The organism is Noviluteimonas caseinilytica (genome assembly GCF_018406605.1).
Classification (GTDB): domain Bacteria; phylum Pseudomonadota; class Gammaproteobacteria; order Xanthomonadales; family Xanthomonadaceae; genus Noviluteimonas; species Noviluteimonas caseinilytica.
The window spans coordinates 1,904,596-1,922,044 of sequence record NZ_AP024545.1 but is presented as its reverse complement, the minus strand read 5'-3'; the positions used below and the strand labels follow the sequence as shown (position 1 = coordinate 1,922,044).

General features: G+C 70.2%; 19 protein-coding genes and 1 riboswitch. Of the genes, 12 read left to right on the top strand and 7 right to left on the bottom strand.

From position 1 onward, the window contains the following. Positions 1-10: 10 nt before the first annotated feature. Together proC and LYSCAS_RS09340 are read left to right on the top strand one after the other, a co-directional pair. A complete protein-coding gene (gene proC, locus LYSCAS_RS09345; protein WP_213433754.1) occupies positions 11-841 on the top strand; it encodes a pyrroline-5-carboxylate reductase in 831 nt (276 codons plus the stop codon). After that, on the top strand, positions 828-1,304 hold the full coding sequence (locus LYSCAS_RS09340) for a DUF4426 domain-containing protein (RefSeq protein WP_213433753.1): 477 nt from the start codon (positions 828-830) through the stop codon (positions 1,302-1,304). Before proC ends, LYSCAS_RS09340 begins: the two co-directional genes overlap by 14 nt. 3 nt (positions 1,305-1,307) lie before the next feature. On the opposite strand, the gene LYSCAS_RS09335 is transcribed toward LYSCAS_RS09340, so the two are convergent. Both LYSCAS_RS09335 and pdxH read right to left on the bottom strand, forming a co-directional pair. After that, a complete protein-coding gene (locus LYSCAS_RS09335; protein ID WP_213433751.1) occupies positions 1,308-2,099 on the bottom strand; it encodes a cobalamin-binding protein in 792 nt (263 codons plus the stop codon). Continuing rightward, positions 2,099-2,710 carry a pyridoxamine 5'-phosphate oxidase gene (gene pdxH / locus LYSCAS_RS09330; protein WP_213433749.1) on the bottom strand — a complete coding sequence of 204 codons (612 nt, stop codon included), beginning with the start codon at positions 2,708-2,710 and terminating at the stop codon, positions 2,099-2,101. Before pdxH ends, LYSCAS_RS09335 begins: the two co-directional genes overlap by 1 nt. Before the next feature lie 32 nt (positions 2,711-2,742). On the opposite strand from pdxH, the gene LYSCAS_RS09325 reads away from it, so the two are divergent. Genes LYSCAS_RS09325 through hemE form a run of 4 tightly spaced genes read left to right on the top strand, consistent with a single transcriptional unit; the run spans position 2,743 to position 5,750 of the window. Beyond that, positions 2,743-3,285 (top strand): shikimate kinase, encoded by a 543-nt coding sequence (locus tag LYSCAS_RS09325; RefSeq protein ID WP_213433747.1) that lies wholly within the window; start codon positions 2,743-2,745, stop codon positions 3,283-3,285. Then, the gene (gene aroB, locus LYSCAS_RS09320; protein WP_213433745.1) at positions 3,282-4,361 is read left to right on the top strand and encodes a 3-dehydroquinate synthase; all 1,080 of its coding nucleotides are present in this window, start codon (positions 3,282-3,284) and stop codon (positions 4,359-4,361) included. The genes LYSCAS_RS09325 and aroB overlap by 4 nt, the downstream gene beginning before the upstream one ends. Before the next feature lie 38 nt (positions 4,362-4,399). Continuing rightward, a complete protein-coding gene (locus LYSCAS_RS09315; protein ID WP_213433743.1) occupies positions 4,400-4,657 on the top strand; it encodes a WGR domain-containing protein in 258 nt (85 codons plus the stop codon). Between the two features lie 31 nt (positions 4,658-4,688). Continuing rightward, entirely contained in the window at positions 4,689-5,750 is a 1,062-nt protein-coding gene (gene hemE, locus LYSCAS_RS09310) for a uroporphyrinogen decarboxylase (RefSeq protein ID WP_213433741.1), read from the top strand. Here hemE and LYSCAS_RS09305 read toward each other — a convergent pair whose 3' ends face one another. After that, positions 5,751-6,854, bottom strand: a complete 1,104-nt coding sequence (locus LYSCAS_RS09305) for a M23 family metallopeptidase (protein ID WP_213433739.1) — start codon at positions 6,852-6,854, stop codon at positions 5,751-5,753. A gap of 161 nt (positions 6,855-7,015) precedes the next feature. On the opposite strand from LYSCAS_RS09305, the gene LYSCAS_RS09300 reads away from it, so the two are divergent. Genes LYSCAS_RS09300 through LYSCAS_RS09290 form a run of 3 tightly spaced genes read left to right on the top strand, consistent with a single transcriptional unit; the run spans position 7,016 to position 8,845 of the window. Further along, the gene (locus tag LYSCAS_RS09300; protein ID WP_213433737.1) at positions 7,016-7,693 is read left to right on the top strand and encodes a YceI family protein; all 678 of its coding nucleotides are present in this window, start codon (positions 7,016-7,018) and stop codon (positions 7,691-7,693) included. Continuing rightward, entirely contained in the window at positions 7,690-8,295 is a 606-nt protein-coding gene (locus tag LYSCAS_RS09295) for a cytochrome b (RefSeq protein ID WP_213433736.1), read from the top strand. The genes LYSCAS_RS09300 and LYSCAS_RS09295 overlap by 4 nt, the downstream gene beginning before the upstream one ends. Further along, positions 8,285-8,845: a YceI family protein gene (locus LYSCAS_RS09290; RefSeq protein ID WP_213433734.1), complete on the top strand. Its 561-nt coding sequence runs from the start codon at positions 8,285-8,287 to the stop codon at positions 8,843-8,845. The genes LYSCAS_RS09295 and LYSCAS_RS09290 overlap by 11 nt, the downstream gene beginning before the upstream one ends. A 2-nt stretch (positions 8,846-8,847) precedes the next feature. Here LYSCAS_RS09290 and LYSCAS_RS09285 read toward each other — a convergent pair whose 3' ends face one another. Further along, complete coding sequence (locus LYSCAS_RS09285) at positions 8,848-9,072, bottom strand: glutaredoxin family protein (RefSeq protein ID WP_213433732.1); 225 nt, start codon at positions 9,070-9,072, stop codon at positions 8,848-8,850. Positions 9,073-9,146: 74 nt separating this feature from the next. Between LYSCAS_RS09285 and LYSCAS_RS09280 the strand changes: the two genes are divergently transcribed. Together LYSCAS_RS09280 and LYSCAS_RS09275 are read left to right on the top strand one after the other, a co-directional pair. Then, positions 9,147-10,529 (top strand): L-serine ammonia-lyase, encoded by a 1,383-nt coding sequence (locus LYSCAS_RS09280; protein WP_213433730.1) that lies wholly within the window; start codon positions 9,147-9,149, stop codon positions 10,527-10,529. 72 nt (positions 10,530-10,601) lie between these two features. Beyond that, on the top strand, positions 10,602-12,812 hold the full coding sequence (locus LYSCAS_RS09275; RefSeq protein ID WP_213433728.1) for a putative bifunctional diguanylate cyclase/phosphodiesterase: 2,211 nt from the start codon (positions 10,602-10,604) through the stop codon (positions 12,810-12,812). Here the strand turns inward: LYSCAS_RS09275 and LYSCAS_RS09270 are convergent. Genes LYSCAS_RS09270 through metX form a run of 3 tightly spaced genes read right to left on the bottom strand, consistent with a single transcriptional unit; the run spans position 12,737 to position 15,962 of the window. Next, entirely contained in the window at positions 12,737-13,756 is a 1,020-nt protein-coding gene (locus tag LYSCAS_RS09270) for a homoserine dehydrogenase family protein (RefSeq protein WP_213433726.1), read from the bottom strand. The two genes, LYSCAS_RS09275 and LYSCAS_RS09270, sit on opposite strands and share 76 nt — an antisense overlap. Next, positions 13,753-14,946: a cystathionine gamma-synthase gene (metB, locus tag LYSCAS_RS09265; protein WP_213433725.1), complete on the bottom strand. Its 1,194-nt coding sequence runs from the start codon at positions 14,944-14,946 to the stop codon at positions 13,753-13,755. Before metB ends, LYSCAS_RS09270 begins: the two co-directional genes overlap by 4 nt. Next, entirely contained in the window at positions 14,943-15,962 is a 1,020-nt protein-coding gene (metX, locus tag LYSCAS_RS09260; protein WP_244858496.1) for a homoserine O-succinyltransferase MetX, read from the bottom strand. Before metX ends, metB begins: the two co-directional genes overlap by 4 nt. A gap of 83 nt (positions 15,963-16,045) precedes the next feature. Beyond that, a riboswitch (SAM riboswitch) is annotated at positions 16,046-16,163 on the bottom strand. A 150-nt stretch (positions 16,164-16,313) separates the two neighbouring features. Between metX and LYSCAS_RS09255 the strand changes: the two genes are divergently transcribed. Continuing rightward, positions 16,314-17,447, top strand: a complete 1,134-nt coding sequence (locus LYSCAS_RS09255) for an NHL repeat-containing protein (RefSeq protein ID WP_213433724.1) — start codon at positions 16,314-16,316, stop codon at positions 17,445-17,447. The last annotated feature ends 2 nt before the right edge of the window (positions 17,448-17,449 follow it).

Below are 17,449 nucleotides of genomic sequence, written 5' to 3'. Positions count from 1 at the left end.
ACTCGCGGCCATGGCACACGACACGCACGACACTTTGGCGTTCATCGGCGGCGGCAACATGGCGCGCAGCCTCATCGGCGGACTCGTCGCGCGCGGGACGCCCGCGTCGGCAATCCGCGTCGCCGAACCCGTGGACGCCTTGCGCGAGGGACTCGCGAACGACTTCGGCGTCGCCGTGTTCCCGGACAACGCGGACGCCGTCGCCGGTGCGGGCACCTGGGTGTTCGCGGTGAAACCGCAGGTGATGCGCACGGTGTGCGAAGCGCTGGCGCCGGTGGCGCAGTCTTCGCGTCCGTTGATCGTGTCGATCGCCGCGGGCATCACCACGGCGCAACTCGCACGCTGGCTCGGCGGCGACCTGGCCGTCGTGCGCACGATGCCGAACACGCCCGCGCTGCTGGGTGCAGGCGTGACCGGCCTGTTCGCGAACGCACGCGTCGATGCGGAAGGCCGCACGCGCACCGCCACGTTGTTGTCGGCCGCCGGTCCCACGGTGTGGCTCGACGACGAAGCGCGAATGGATGCGGTGACCGCCGTCTCCGGCAGCGGGCCCGCGTATGTCTTCCTGCTCGCCGAAGCCCTGCAGGCCGCGGGCGAAGCCGAAGGCCTGCCGCCCGAGGCCGCGCGCACGCTCGCGTTGCAGACGATCCTCGGCGCGGGCCGCATGCTCACCGAGAGCGACGTCGATGCCGCGGAACTGCGTCGTCGCGTCACGTCTCCGAACGGCACCACGCACGCCGCGATCGAAACCTTCGAAGCCGGCGGTTTCCGCGCCCTCGTGGCGCGCGCCGTGCATGCCGCCGCCGTGCGCGGCAAGGAACTGTCCGATGCGAACGACTGACGGCCTCCGTCTCTTCGCGATCACGGCGTGCCTGGCGCTCGCTGCGTGCGGCGGCGGCAGCGCGCCGCAACCCGCGCAGGCCGCGCCACCGCCGGCGGAACTGCGCGTCGGCGACCTGCGCATCATCGCCACCGCGGTCGAAACCAATTCGCTGCCGACGAGCGTGACGAAAAGCTACGGCATCGCGCGCGGCGAGCAGACGTGGTTGCTGCTGGTGACGGTGCGTCGCGGCCCGGAAGGCGCGGAGAAGGCCGTGTCCGCGACCGTGGAAGCGCGGGCGCGCGACCTGCAGGGCCGCACCATCGACATCCCGATGCGCGAAATTCCGACGGCCGAGGATTACGTCGACAACGTCGGCACGTTCGCGATCACGCCGCCGGACACGTTGCAGTTCAGCGTGCGCGTGATGCCGCAGGGTGCGGCGCCGGCGACGCTGGAATTCACGCGCGAGATCTCCAAGTAGCGATCAGCGGCCGTTCGCCCACGCGCGGATGATCCGCGCGATTTCGCTCACGCCATCGGTCAGCGCCGCCGGTCCCGGCTGCAGGATGATCGGCGACTTGATCTCGTGCAGTTGTCCGTCGCGCACCGCGGGGATCGCGTCCCAGCCCCTGCGCGCCGCCACGCGTTCCGGGCGGAAGCGCTTGCCGCACCACGAGCCCAGGATGATGTCGGGCGCGCGGCGGATCACTTCGTCGGGATCTTCCAGGATGCGCTGCTTCGCCAGCGATTCCATCGCGCGCTCGGGGAACACGTCGTCGCCGCCGGCGATGCGCACGAGTTCGGCCACCCAGCGGATGCCGGTGATCTGCGGGTCGTCCCACTCTTCGAAATACACGCGCGGGCGTTGCGGCAGTTTCGCGGCGTCCGCGGCGATCGCGTCGAGGCCCCGTTGCAAGTCATCCGCGTAGCGCGCCGCGCGATCGCCCGCGCCCACCAGTGCACCGAGGCGGCGGATGTAATCGAGGATCCCGTCGACGCTGCGATGGTTGGAGATCCACACCTCCACGCCGCGGCGCACGAGTTCGGCGGCGATGTCGGCCTGGATGTCGGAGAAGCCGATCGCGAAGTCCGGTTGCAGCGCGAGGATTGCCTCGATCTTCGCGCTCGTGAACGCGCTGACCTTGGGCTTCTCGCGTCGCGCGATCGACGGGCGCACGGTGAAGCCGCTGATGCCGACGATGCGGTCCTGCTCGCCGAGCGCGTACAGCGTTTCGGTCGGTTCCTCGGTGAGGCAGACGATTCGCGTCGGACCCATCACGGATACAACATGCGCTGCGACCACTGCCCATCCGCGCCGCGTTCGAACAGCTGGCGCTCGTGCAACCGGAATTCGGCGCCGTACCAGAACTCGACCGCGTGCGGCACCACGCGGAACCCGGTCCAGCGCGGCGGACGCGGCACGTCCCGTCCGGCGAAGCGATGTTCGGCTTCGTCGAGGCGCGCTTCGAACGTGGCGCGCGCGTGCAGCGTTTCCGATTGCAACGACGCCCACGCGCCGATCTGGCTTCCGCGCGGACGCGACGCGAAGTACGCGTCGGCTTCCGCATCGTCGACCACCACCACGTCGCCCTCGATGCGCACCTGCACCCCGTGCCGCACGCGCGGCCAGTGGAACAGCAGCGCCGCGCGCGGGTTGGCCTGCAGGTCGCGGCCCTTGCGGCCGTCCAGGTGCGTGTAGAAGACGAAACCGCGCGCGTCGTGCGCCTTCAACAGGACCGTGCGCGCGGAGGGCGCGCCGTCGGGCGTGGCGGTGGCGACGGTCATCGCCGTGCGGTCGGGTTCGCCGGCGACCGCCGCCTCGTCGAACAGGGCGTCGAACGCGTCCAGGACGGCCTGCGGCAGCGGCGTGTGCGGGGTCGGGTGCATGGCCGGCATTCTCGCGCATTAAGATCGCGGGCATGAATCCCGCATCGCACCTCGTCCTGGTGGGCCCGATGGGCGCCGGCAAGACCTCGATCGGCCGGCGCCTCGCCGACCGGCTGGGGCTGCCCTTCACGGACGCCGACCACGCGATCGAAGCCCGCGCCGGTGCCGCCGTATCGGCGATCTTCGACGTGGAAGGCGAGGCGGGCTTCCGGGTGCGCGAACGCGCGTTGCTGGCCGAATTGCTGGCCGGGCCGCCGGGCGTGCTCGCCACCGGCGGGGGCGTGGTGGTCTCGGCGGAGAACCGCGCGCTGCTGCGCGACGGCGCGTTCGTCGTGCACCTGCAAGTCGGCACCGACGCCCAGCTGCATCGCCTGGCGCGCGATCGCACGCGGCCGTTGCTGCAGACGCCGGACCGCGCCGCGGTGCTGCAACGCCTCGCGGAGGAACGCGCACCGCTGTACGCGGACGTCGCCGACTGCACGTTCGCCACCGATGGCATGACGCCCGACGAAGCCGCCGTCGCCCTCGCCCGCTTCCTGCACGATCGCTGGCAACGCACGGAGGTGGCGGCATGACGCGCATCGTCGACGTCGGCGGCCACGCGCCGTATCGCATCGCCATCGGCGACGGGTTGCTGTCCGACGGCGCCGCACTTGCATCGCACGTGCGCGGCCGCCACGCGATGATCGTCAGCGATGCGCACGTCACGCCGTTGTATGCGCGTGGTGTCGCCGACGCGTTGCAGGCTGCGAATCCCGGCCTGCGCTGCATGGTCACCTGCATCCCGGCCGGGGAATCGGCCAAGTCGCTCGATCGTTTCGCCGAACTGCTGCGCGAACTCGCCGACTTCGGCGCCACGCGCGATGCGTGCGTGTTCGCGCTGGGCGGCGGCGTGGTCGGCGACCTCGCGGGATTCGCCGCCGCGTGCTGGATGCGCGGCATCGATTGCGTGCAGTTGCCCACCACGTTGCTGGCCATGGTCGATTCGTCCGTCGGCGGCAAGACCGCCGTCGACCTGCCGCAAGGCAAGAACCTCGTCGGCGCGTTCCATCTGCCGCGCGCCGTCTTCGCCGACACCGCCACGCTGCGTACGCTGCCCGATCGCGAACTGCGCGCTGGCCTGGCGGAAGTGGTGAAGTACGGCGCGATCCGCGATGCCGCCTTCCTCGACTGGATCGAAACGCACGCGGACGCCCTGCTCGCCCGCGATGCCGACACGCTCGCCGAGGCCATCGCCCGCAGTTGCGCGCACAAGGCCGCGATCGTCGAACGCGATCCGTTCGAACGCGGCGAGCGCGCGCTGCTCAACTTCGGCCACACCTTCGCGCACGCCATCGAGACCGAACAGGGCTACGGCGGCCTCAACCATGGCGAAGCGGTCGCGGTCGGCATGGTCTGCGCGGCGCGGTTGTCGGCGCGCCTGGGGATGGCGGTGGCGGACGACACGCAGCGGCTGGCCGCCCTGCTTCGCCGCCTCGGGCTGCCCGTCGACGTGCCGGCCGGCCTCGACCCCGCGGCCCTGGTCGCCCACATGCGGCTGGACAAGAAAGCCATCGCCGGGCGGCTGCGGTTCGTGCTGTGGTCCGGCGCCGGCGCGGCGCAGGTGGTACCGGACGTGGCCGAAGCCGAGGCGTTGGCAGCCCTCGGGTAAACGCCCGGCGACTGCGCGCCAGTTACAATCGCGCCCCCATGCGCATGCTCCTGCAAGAACGCCCCAACGGGCGCGAGGCCCCGCGCTTCGTCCAGCTGCAACTCGAGGCCGACCTGCTCGGTGGCTGGACGCTCGTGCGCGAGACCGGCCAGATCGGCGGGCGCAGTTCGCTCAAGCGCGAGCAGTACCTGGACCAGGGCAGCGCGCAGGCCGCGTTCGAACACGCCCGCGATGCGCAATTGAAGAAAGGCTTCCAGCTGATGTTCGTGCAGGGCGCCGACGCCCCGCGCGCCTGACGCATTCCCCGGTTTTTTTCCGAGACCCCCCGTGCCCGCCACCCTGAAGAACGATCGCCTGCTCCGCGCGCTGCGCCGCGAACCCGTCGACCGCACCCCCGTCTGGCTGATGCGCCAGGCCGGCCGCTACCTGCCGGAATACCGCGCCACGCGCGCGAAGGCCGGCAGCTTCCTGGCGATGGCGAAGAACCCCGACCTCGCCTGCGAAGTCACGCTGCAGCCGCTGGCGCGCTTCGACCTGGACGCCGCGATCCTGTTCTCCGACATCCTCACCGTGCCCGATGCGATGGGCCTGGGCCTGTATTTCGTCGAAGGCGAAGGGCCGAAGTTCGAGCGTCCCGTGCGCACCGCCGCCGACATCGCGAAGCTCGGCGTGCCCGACATGGGCACCGAACTGCGCTACGTGATGGACGCGGTGTCGGTGATCCGCCGCGAACTCGATGGCCGCGTGCCGCTGATCGGTTTCTCCGGCAGCCCGTGGACGCTGGCCTGCTACATGGTGGAAGGCGGCGGCAGCGACAACTTCTCCAAGGTGAAGCGCCTGGCGCTCGACGATCCGAAGGCGATGCACCAGTTGTTGTCGATCAACACCGACGCCGTCATCGCCTACCTGCGCGCGCAGTACGAAGCCGGCGCGCAGGCGCTGCAGGTGTTCGATACCTGGGGTGGCGTGCTGTCGCCGTCGATGTACCGCGAGTTCTCGCTGCCGTACCTCACGCGCATCGCGCGTGAGCTGAAGCGCGACGACGCGCCGCTGATCCTGTTCGGCAAGGGCAATGCGCCGTATCTCGAAGAGCTCGCGGCCAGCGGCGCGGAAGGCGTCGGCGTGGACTGGTTGATCGAGTTGTCGGAAGCCGCCAGCCGCACGCAGGGCAAGGTGGCGCTGCAGGGCAACCTCGATCCGGCGATGTTGTACGGCTCGCCGGACAGCGTGCGGATGCGCGTGCGCGAGGCCCTCGACAGCTTTGCTGCCGGCAACAACGGCTCGCGCGAGGGCCACGTGTTCAACCTCGGCCACGGCCTGTCGCCCGACATGAATCCGGAACACGTCGGCGCGCTGGTCGACGAAGTGCACGCGCACTCCGCGCGCTGATCACTCCACCGCTTCGACCACGTCGCCGCTGTCCACGGGCCCGGTGAACACCGGGCTCCAGCCGGCGCCGGTCTTCGCGCGCAACTGGCCGAAGTACGCCGGCAAGCCTTCCTCGAACCCGGGGCCCGACTGCAGCTGGTAATGCAGGTGCACGAGGAAGGCGTCGCCCGACATGCCCATCCCGCCGAGCTGCGCGCCGGCGGCGATGCGCTGGCCCGGCTTCACGCGCACGCTGCCTTGCCTGAGGTGCGCGAACAGGCTGTATTCGCCGTTGCCGTGGTCGATCACGACGTGGTTGCCGAGGAACAGTTTCAGGTTCTGCATGATCTGTTCCTGCGTGAACGGCGGCGGCCCGCCCTTCACGTTGTCGCGCATGCCGTCGGTGGCTTCGACCACCACGCCGTCGCCCGTCGCGAACACGGGTGCGCCGTAGCCGTACCAGTCTTCCGGCTTCGCGCCATCGGTGCGGAACAACTTCCCTTGCGCATCGGCGATCGTGAAGTCGTGCGCGTAACGCATGAAGTTGGCGGTGATGCCGAAGTGCGTCGTCATGCCGCCGGTGATGTCCAGGCGCCGATGGTGCGCGAGCAGGTCGTGGCCGTCGTGCACGAAGACTTCGCCGCGCAGCGGGAAGCGCAGCGCCGTGCGCGGTGCGAACGCGCGCGGGGCCACGCGCAATGCGACGCGCGATTCCGCACCGTCCTCCACGCCTGCGGGCACGAACGTCGCGACGTAACGCAGGTCGCCGAGCCACGCCTGTGACGGAAACGCCGCGAACGGATTGAAGACGACCAGGCGGCCCTTCGCGGGCAGCGTGCGATTGGGCAACGTGGCGAGGCTCATCGTCGTCGCATCGCCGTTGCGGTCCAGCCGGCGTTGCGACCAGAAGTGGCCGTCGCGATCGAACAGGGTGACTTCCAGGCCCGTCAGCTCCAGCGCGGTGTCGCCGGGGTTGTCGAACACCAGGTCGAAGTTGAGATGCTGCGCATCGCGCGTGCGTTCGACCAGCGGCTGCGCTGGTAAGGGTTGCACCGTCACAACGGCCGTGGCCGGGAACGGGGTGGCGAAGGCGAGCAGCAGCGGCAACAGGAAGGACGGGCGCATTGCGGGTTCCGGACGGCGGCGGTTGCCGGGAGGGATACGCCGGCGGCCGACCCGGTTGCGGCGCGACGGTGCATTCCGTCCGCCACGCGCTCCCGTTCACGTGGCCGGCCTAGAATCCACGGGCCTTGAACCCCCACGGCGCGACAGGACATCGACCCCACATGCCGCATCGCCCGATCGCCGCCGTCGTGTTGTTGTTCGCCGCCCTGGCGCCCGTCGCGGGCCGCGCCGCCGAAGCGACGTACGCGATCGACCCGGTCCACACGCGCGTGATGTTCGCGGTGAGCCACGCGGGGTTCTCCAATGCGCTGGGCACGTTCTCCGGGTCGACCGGCACGCTGGTGTTCGATCCGGACGACTGGGAGTCCGCGCGCGTCGACGTGGAAGTGCCGCTGAAGCGCCTCGACCTCGGCGACGCGAAGTGGAACGCCGCGGTCCTCGCCAGGAATTTCCTCGACGCCGACGCGCATCCCGTCGCGCATTTCGTCTCCACGCGCATCGAACCGATCGACGCCACGCACGCCACCGTGGTCGGCAACCTCACGCTGCGCGGCGTGACGCGCGAAGTGCGCCTGGACGCCACGTTCCACCAGCTCAAGCGCCATCCGCTGCCGCCCTTCCGCCGCACCGCCGGGTTTTCCGCCACCACGACGTTCAGCCGCAAGCTGTTCACGATGACGGCGTGGCCCAGCGTGGTGGGCGATGAAGTGGAACTGCGCATCGAAGCCGAAGCCACGCGTTCGCGCGCGGACGCCGACGATGCGATGCCTGCCACCGATGCGACCACGACGCCCGCGCCGTCGGCCGAACCCGCCCCTGCCACCACGACGACCCCATGACTGCATCGACCTCGCGCCGCTTCGCCAACATCGACCGCTGGGGTCCGGTGAGCCAGTTGCTGCACTGGACCATCGTCGTGCTGATCCTGGTCATGGCCTACCTCGGCCTGACCATGACGGACATGCACAACGGGCCGGACAAGATCCGCATCTACAACCTGCACAAGTCGATCGGCCTGACGATCCTGGCGCTGGTGACGCTGCGCGTGCTGTGGCGTGCGTGGGCGGGTGCGCCGCGACCGCTGCAAGGGCCCTTGTGGCAACGCCGCGCCGCGTCGACCACGCATGTGGGCCTGTACGCGTTGCTGTTCGCGGTGCCGATCAGCGGCTGGATCATGAATTCGGCGGCGGGCTTCCCGCTGCGCTGGTTCGGCCTCGTGCGCGTGCCCGCGCTGACCGCGCGCGACCACGCCATGCACGAACTGTTCGAGACCACGCATGAGGTGTTGTTCTGGACGTTGATCGTCGTGGCGCTGGGCCACGCCGCGATCGCGATCTGGCACCACCTGTTCGCGCGCGACGCCACGCTCGCCCGCATGCTGCCCAATGGCTGGCTGCGCGTGCCCGACCCGACCCACGAGGAACCCCGCGATGTCCGCTGACCGCCTTCGCCGCTTCGCGCTCGCCTGCGCGCTGCTGTCCTGCACCGCGTTCGCGCACGCGGCCGATTACGTGCAGGCCGCCGGTTCGACGCTGCAGTTCACCGCGCGCTACCAGGGCGACCCCGTCCCCGGCCGGTTCCCCGGCTTCACGACGACGCTGCGCTTCGATCCGCAACACCTCGCCGATGCGCGCCTCGACGTGACGATCCCGCTCGCCAGCGCGACGACGGGCAACGAGGACTACGACCCGGAACTCACGGGCACGTTCTTCGAAAGCCAGCGCTTCCCGCAGGCGCGTTACACGGCGACGAAGTTCCGCGCGCTCGGCGGCAACCGCTACGCGGCCGACGGCACGCTGTCGCTGCATGGCGCGAGCAAGCCGGTCACGCTCGTGTTCACGTGGACAGCCGGTGCGAAGCCGGTGCTGTCCGGCACGGCGACGGTGAAGCGCCTGGATTTCGGCGTCGGCGGCGGCGACTGGAAACAGACCGACCTCGTGCCGAACGAAGTCGCGATCACCACGAAAGTGGTCTTCACGCCGAAGCGCTGAGGTCAGCGCAGAAAGGCGCGGATCGCGTCGGCGTCGAACGGCCAGTCGAGCTCGATGTCGCGATCCTCGTCCCGCAGCACCGGCACGCGTTCGCCGAAGCGCGCCTCCAGGGCCGCGTCGTCGTCGATCCAGACTGGTTCGAAGTCCGGCGTCCGCGCTTCGGCCAGCACGGCCAGCGCGGCGTCGCACAAGGGGCAGTCGTCGCGCTGGTAGAGCCGCAGGCGCACTCCGGGATCCTTTCGGGGGCGGCGAAAATCGCCGGGGCATAGAATAGGCGCCCTCCGTCCCCACGTAGTCCCCCATGGCCGTCAGCACCTTCGACCTGTTCAAGATCGGCGTCGGGCCGAGCTCCTCGCACACCGTGGGGCCGATGCGCGCCGCGTGCCGGTTCGCGCAGAAGTGGCTCGAGGAGAGCGGGCGGCTTGGCCAGGTGGCGCGCGTGCGTGCGGAAGTCTTCGGTTCGCTCGCGCTCACCGGGCGCGGCCACGGTACCGACAAGGCCGTGCTGATGGGGCTGGAAGGCCACCTGCCGAACCTGATCGACCCGGACGTGATCCCCGCTTCGCTCGAACGCATCCGCGGGACGGGGCGCATCAACATCCTGGGCAAGCACGAGATCCCCTTCGACGAGAAGCGGGACATGATCATGAACAAGCGCCAGAAGCTGCCGTTCCACACGAACGGCATGCGCTTCACGGCGTTCGACGCGGCGGGCGCGGAAATCGCGACGCGCGATTACTACTCCGTCGGCGGCGGCTTCGTGGTCAACCAGGACGAAGCGGCGGAAGACCGCATCGTGGCCGACACCACCGAACTCGCCTATCCCTTCCACAGCGGTGCCGACCTGCTGGCCCAGGCCGAACGCACCGGGCTGACGTTCGCGCAACTGATGTTCGCCAACGAACATGCCTGGCGCGACGACGAGGGCATCCGCGAAGGCCTGCGCGAACTGTGGCTGGCCATGCAGTCGTGCGTGCAGCGCGGCATCCGCGAAAGCGGCACGCTGCCCGGCGGCCTGCACGTGCAGCGCCGCGCGCCGGCCCTGTTCAACGAATTGAACGTGCGCCCCGAAGCCGCGATGCGCGACCCGCTCACCGTGCTCGACTGGGTGAACCTGTATGCGCTCGCCGTGAACGAAGAGAACGCCGCCGGCGGCCGCGTGGTGACGGCGCCCACCAACGGCGCGGCGGGCATCATCCCGTCGGTGCTGCATTATTACGATCGCTTCTGCCCGGGCGCGAACGAACAGGGCATCTTCGATTTCCTGCTGACCGCCGCGGCGGTGGGCATCCTCTACAAGGAAAACGCGTCGATCAGCGGCGCGGAAGTCGGCTGCCAGGGCGAAGTGGGCGTGGCGTGCTCGATGGCGGCCGCCGGCCTGACTGCGGCCCTGGGCGGCACGCCCGGACAGATCGAGAACGCGGCCGAGATCGGCATGGAACACAACCTCGGCCTGACCTGCGATCCCATCGGCGGCCTGGTCCAGATCCCCTGCATCGAACGCAACGCGATGGGCGCGGTGAAGGCGATCAACGCCTCGCGCATGGCCCTGCGCGGCGACGGCAAGCACAAGGTGTCGCTGGACAAGGTCATCAAGACCATGCGCGACACGGGCCGCGACATGCAGGACAAGTACAAGGAAACCTCGCGCGGCGGCCTCGCGGTCAACGTCATCGAGTGCTGATCGTCGCGCGCTGACCGGCGCGCGTCGGTCGGCGCCCCTGCCCGCCGCCGCTTTCGGCATACACTCGGCGGCATGGGGCATGCCTTGGGGACGCTGAAACGCTTCCTGCTGCTGACCGGCCTGTATTACGCCGGGGCGGTGCTCGCGTCTTTTTACCTGCGCACCCCCGACGACATCACCCTGTTCTGGCCGAGCGCCGGCGTGGGCTTCGCGGTGGTCGTGCGCTACGGCTTGCGCTGGGCGGTGATCGTGCCCGCCGCGCTCCTCCTGCTGCACCTCACGGTCGACCCGGTCCCCGACGCGTTCGTGCCCTACTCCGTCGCGGCCAACACCCTGTCCACGCTCGCGGCCGGCTGGTACGTGCTGCGCCACCGCCGCAACGACGGCCTGCACCTGCGCACGTCCGACGGGCTGATGCTGTTGCGCGGCGGCATCCTGCTCGGCGTGGCCGGCGCGACGATCGGGACCATCGGCCTGGTCTATTCGGGGATGGTCCCGCCGATCGAATCGGGTCGCGCCTGGTTGCTGTGGACGCTGGGCGACCTGCTCGGGATCACGACGATGGCGCCCGCGTTGTCGGTGGTGCTCGGCGAAGGCGGCCTGCGCGAAAGCCTGTGGAAGGACCGCGTCGACAAGCGCGAGCAAACGGTATGGACGTTCGCGCTGGTCGCCTCGATGGCCGCCATCGTCAGCGCGGGCCAGAGCGGCAACCTCTACGCGCTCGGCCTGGTGAGCCTGCCGCTGGCGCTGCTGCTGTGGGCGGCCGTGCGCTTCTCGCCGCTCACCACGATGGTGGGCACGATCCTCGTCGTCACGTTCATCAGCCTGCTGACGGGCCTGGGGCTGGGCGGCTTCACGCGTCCGCTCACGCTGCTCGATGCGTCGGTGCTGATGTTGCTGCTGGTGCTGATCTCGGTGATCCCGGTGATGCTGGCGGTGGCGACGTACGAACAACGCCACACCGCGGCGGCGCTGTACCAGCGCGCCACGCGCGACCAGCTCACGGGCCTGCTCAACCGCGCCACGTTCGAGGAACGCGCGCGCGAACGCCTCGCCGGCGCCGAACCCGACCTCAGCCTGCTGTACCTGGACCTCGACCATTTCAAGCTGGTCAACGATTCGGCCAGCCACGTCGCGGGCGACGACATGATCCGCTCGGTGGCCGGCGTGGTGTCGGGCGAATTCGGCGACAGCGCGCTCGTGGCGCGCACCGGCGGCGATGAATTCGCGGTGCTCGTGCCCATCACCGAATCCGCGGCGATCGCCTGCGGCCGGCGCGTGCTGGCCGCGATCGACGGCCTGCGCATCGACTGGCAGGACCAGATGCTCACCGCCGCGGCCAGCATCGGCATCGCGCACAGCGCCACGCCGCACGTGGACTTCGATGGGTTGCTGTCGCACGCGGATGCGGCGTGCTTCGCGGCGAAGGAATACGGCGGCAACCGTTTGGTCGCGGCCTCGCGCGAAGGCGACGAGCTCGCGGTGCGCACCGCGTCGATGCGGTCCGCGCTGCAGGTGCGCGAGGCGCTGGACCAGCGGCGTTTCACCTTGTTCGCGCAGCCGATCGTGCCGCTGGATCCCGCGGCGGCCTCGCACCTGCGCAACTTCGAAGTGCTGCTGCGCTGGACCGACGCCACCGGCGCCCCGCGCGCGCCCGCCGAACTGATCGCCGCGGCCGAACGCTATCGCCTCGGGCCGCGCCTGGATCGTTACGTGGTGGATGCGGTGCTCGAATGGCTGGAAGCGCGTCCCGACCAGGCCGCGATGATCCACCACTGCGGCATCAACCTCGGCGGCGGCACGCTGGTGGACGAGGAGTTCAGCGATTACTTCGCCGCGCGGCTGCGGCGCAGTTCGGTGCCGGCGGAAAAGCTGTGCCTGGAAATCACCGAGACCAGCGTCGTGCGCGATCGTGCGCGCGCGCAGCGGTTCATCGCCCGCATGCGCGACCTCGGCTGCCGGTTCGCGCTGGACGACTTCGGCACGGGCTTCTGTTCGTTCGGTTACCTGCAGCATCTCGATGTCGATTACCTGAAGATCGACGGCAGCTTCGTGCGCGACCTCGGGCAGTCCGAGCTCGCGAACGCGGTGGTGCGGTCGATCACGCAGATCGCGCACGTGCTCGACAAGCGCACGGTCGCCGAGCAGGCCGAAACGGTCGAGCAGCTGGACGTGCTGCGCGGGATGGGCGTGGATTACGCGCAGGGTTACGCGATCAGGCGCCCGCAGTCGATCGAGAGTTTCTTCTCCGAGGCGCCCGCGCGGATCGACGCGCTGCGCTGAAGCGCGGTGGTGTTGCGGATCGTCAATACATCGTCGAGCAGCGCGGCCGCGGTGATGTCCGCGCCGGCGCCCGGCCCCTGGATCACGAGCGGACGCAACGCGTAGCGCGCCGAGTGCAGCGCGACGCGGTTGTCGGTGCCCTGGCCGCCGGCGAGCGGGTCGTCGTTCGACAGCGCTTCGAGTCCGACGCGCGCGCCGCTGGCATCCCAGCGCGCGACGAGGTGCAGGCGCGTGTTGCGCGCCTGCGCGGCGTGGAAGCGATCGCGCATCCCGGCATCGAGGGACGGCAAGGCGTGTTCGATGTCGCCGGGCGTCGTGGCCGCGAGCAGGCGCGGCGTGGTGACGCCTTCCAGCGCGACCTCGTTCGCCTCGAGCGCGATGCCCGCCGCACGCACGAGGATCAGCAGCTTGCGGCGCACGTCTTCGCCCGACAGGTCCACGCGCGGATCCGGTTCCATGAAGCCCGCCGCCTGCGCACGACGCACCAGCGCGGAGAACGGTTGTTCCCCGTCGTAGGCGCCGAGCAACCACGCGAGCGAACCCGACAGGACGCCAGCGACGCCATGGATCGCATCGCCGCCGTCGCGCAGCGCGCGCAAGGAACGCAACAGCGGCAGCCCTGCGCCGACGGTCGCGCTGTCGCCGTAACGCGCACCGCTGGCGCTGCATGCCGCTTCGATCGCTTGCCAGCGCGCGAGGTCTGCGCCCTGCCCGAGCTTGTTCGCGGTGACGACGTGCAATCCGCGGCCGAGCCAGTCCGCATGGCGTGCGGCGACCGCGTCGCTCGCGGTCGCATCGATCACGACCGTCGCGTCTTCGAATGCGCCCTGCGTCCAGCGCGTGTTGGCGACGTGCACGAGCGCGAGATCCGTGCGCGCGTCCAGCCGCGCCAGCAGCGCGCGGCCCACCTGCCCGGTGCCGAGCAAGGCGATGCGCAGGCTCACGTCGCGGTCTCGCGGCGGGCGGCTCGGGCGACGGCATGCGCGCGTTCCAGCGCATCGGACAGATCGGCGAGCAAGTCCTCCGCGTGTTCGATGCCGACCGACAAGCGCAGCAAGCCTTCACCGATCCCCGCGACTGCGCGCGCCTCGGCCGACATCGCCGCGTGCGTCATCGTCGCCGGATGCGCCACCAGGCTTTCCACGCCCCCGAGCGATTCGGCGAGCGTGATGCAGCGCAGTCCGTCGAGGAACGCGCGCACCGCCGGCACGCCGCCGTCGAGTTCGAACGACAGCATCGCGCCGAAACCGGATTGCTGGCGTTTGGCGAGTGCGTGCCCCGGATGCCGCGCGAGGCCCGGCCAATGCACGGCGCACACCGCGGGATGTTCGTCGAGCAGCGCCGCGATCACCTGCGTGTTCTCCTGGTGCACGCGCAGGCGCGCATCCAGCGTGCGCAGGCCGCGCAGCGTGAGGAAGCTGTCGAACGGCGCGCCGGTCACGCCGAGCGCGTTGGCCCACCACGTGAGCTGCGCGTGGTCTTCCGGGCTGCGCGCGACGACCGCGCCACCGACGACATCGCTGTGACCGTTGATGTACTTCGTCGTGGAATGCACGACGACGTCCGCGCCGAGCGCGATCGGGCGCTGCAACGCGGGCGAAAGGAAGGTGTTGTCGACGACCACGCGCGCGCCGGCCGCGTGGGCGGCTTCGCACACGAAGCGCACGTCGGTGATGCGCAGCAGCGGATTGGACGGCGTCTCCACCCACACCAGCGCCGGCGCGCGCGCGAGCGCGGCGGCCAGCGCACGCGGGTCGGCGAGATCGGCGAGCACGAGTTCGAAATGTCCCTTGCGCGCCAGCGCATCGAACAGGCGCCAGCTGCCGCCGTACGCATCGTGCGTGGCCACCAGCACGTCGCCCGGCTGCAGGAAGGCGTTGAGCACCAGCGCGATCGCCGACATGCCCGTCGAGGTGACCACGCCGCCGGCGCCGCCTTCGAGTTCGGCAAGCGCGTCGGCGAGCAGGTCCCGCGTGGGATTGCCGCTGCGCGTGTAGTCGTAGCGGCGCTTGCAGTCGAATCCTTCGAAGCTGAAGTTGGACGACAGCACCAGCGGTGGCGTCACTGCACCGAAGGCCTCGTCGCGATCGATGCCCGCGCGCACCGCGGCAGTCGCAGGATGGAAGGCGCTCATGCGCACACCTCGCGCGGGGCGTCGAACGCCAGGCGCAGGCACGCGGCGATCGCATCGGGTTCCTTCAGGAACGCGTCGTGCCCGTAGCGCGAATGCAGCGCGTGCAGGCGCACCGGCGCGGCGATGCCGGCGGCGAGCGCGCGCACGTCGTCGATCGGCACGAGGCGGTCTTCGGCGAAGGCGACGAGCGTGGTGGGCACGCGCACGTCGGCGGGATCGAGGCGATGCAGGTCGATGGATTCGGACAGGCGCAGGAACGCAGTCGTCGGCGTGCGGTGCGCGTACTCGGCGCCGTGGTGCGCGAGCCAGTCTTCCGACGCACACCGTGCGGCGCCGGCCTGCAACGTGGCGGGCGCATCGAAACGTTCGTCGAATTCCTCCGGCGTGCGATAGCTCAGCAGTGCGAGCTGGCGCGCGAGCGAGAGGCCGTGGGTTTCGTCGCACTGCAGCTGGCCGAGCGCGACCACGTTGCGCTGCAAGGCGCGCCATGCGCTCGCGAAGGGATGCGGCCGGTGTGCGCCGGCGATCGCGACGAGGCGTCCCACGCGCTCGGGGAACGCCGTCGCGAACGCGAGCCCCACCATCGCCCCGTACGAACAGCCCACCAACGCGTCGAGTCGCGCGATCCCGAGGTGATCGAGCACCAGCGCCAGCGCGCGCGCCTGGTCGGCGGTGTCGATGGGCGCATCGAGGGTGCCGTCGGCGCCGATCCAGTCGAAGGACACGCAACAGTGGTCGGCGAACGTTTCGCGCTGCGATTCCCACCAGCCCGGCGCCGGCAGGTGCGCGCTGGAGGCGACGTGCGCATCGGCGGAAATCCCACCGAGCACCGCCACGGCCGGTCGCGCGCGGTCGCCGCGCACTTCCCACTGCAGGCGCACGCAGCGCAGGCCGGCGTGGCGCAGGTCGAGGACGGCATCGAAGGCGCCGCGGCGGGCATCCGGCAACGGGGCGCGCGGAACCGCGAAGGCGGGCGCGACGGGGGACGAGGGGGACAACGCGATCGCGGCAGTCATCGGACGCTCCTTGAAGGTGGACAAGCCACCACCGAGGTCCGCGGGTACGACGAAGAATCGAGGCGCGGCGACAGCGCGCGATCGATCCATCTGCCGGCGGACGCAAGCGTCCCCGCAGGATTTGGCACCAACACGCCGCTTGCGCGCCATGCGGTTGCCCCGGCTTCTTCGGGCCTGTCCCTCAGCCGGTCTCGATGGATGGCGCGCAGGATGCCGGAGCCTTTCCGCATCTGTCAATCGCTTCATTGCGATGAAGCGATGAATGGTCGGATCCGGGCCGCGGCCGTCGCATCGGCGGCAAGACGATTTGCCCCCGAATACATCGGCCGCTTGCTCCCGCATACTTTGCGCATGCCTATCCGACATCGGGCGAATTCCGCCCCCCGCCTCCTTGCGCTCACCCTCGCCATCGCCCTGCTCGGCGCCTGCGCGACCACGTCCACGCCCGCGCCGGAAGCCCCGGCGCCGAAGCCCGCCCTCGTCGCCCCGCCGCAACCGGTAACCGTGCCCGAGGCGTATGTTTCGGCCGAGATGCCCGAAGAAGAACTCGATTCGCTGGCGACCTGGCCCGGCGCCGATGGCCTCAACTGGCTCATCGCCACGGGCAAGTCGGGGCACAACCTCGTGATCTTCGATGCCGAGGACGGCACGCGCCTGCGCACGTTCGGCAGCGAAGGCACCGGGCCCGGCCAGTTCGACCGCCCGAACGGCATCGCGGTGTACGCCGACTACGTGTTCGTGGTCGAACGCGACAACCATCGCGTGCAGGTGCTGCAGCTCCCCGACTTCAAGTTCGTCGGTTTCTTCGGCGAGAAGGAACTGCGCAGCCCGTACGGCCTGTGGGTCAACGAGACCGAGCCGGGCGAGCTGGAGGTCTACGTCACCGACAGCTTCATGTACGGCAAGAAGTTCGACGAAGTGCCGCCGTTCGCGGAACTGGACCAGCGCGTGCGCCGCTATCGCGTGCAGTTCGACCAGGCCGGCCGCCTGCGTGCGAACTACGGTGGCGCGTTCGGCGACACGCGCGAGGCCTACGCGCTGCGCATGGTGGAATCCATCGCCGGCGATCGCGCGAACGACCGCCTGCTCGTCGCCGATGAAGACCAGCGCCACGAATCGACGCTGCGCGAATACACCTTCTCCGGCAAGTACACCGGCCGCAGCCTGCCGCAGGACAGCTTCGGCGCCGAAGCCGAAGGCGTTGCGCTGTGGACGTGCCCGGATGGCGGCGGGTACTGGATCGCGGTGGACCAGCTCGCGCCGCTCACGCTGTTCCATGTCTTCGATCGCGTGACGCTGCAACCGCGCGGCACGTTCCAGGGCAACACGACGTCGCACACCGACGGCGTTGCCTTGCATGCCGCGTCGATGCCGCACTTCCCCGGCGGCGCGCTGTTCGCGGTGCACGACGACAAGGCCGTCACCGCGTTCGACCTGCGCGACGTCGCCACGGCGCTGGGCCTGGCGCGGGATTGCGTGGACTGACG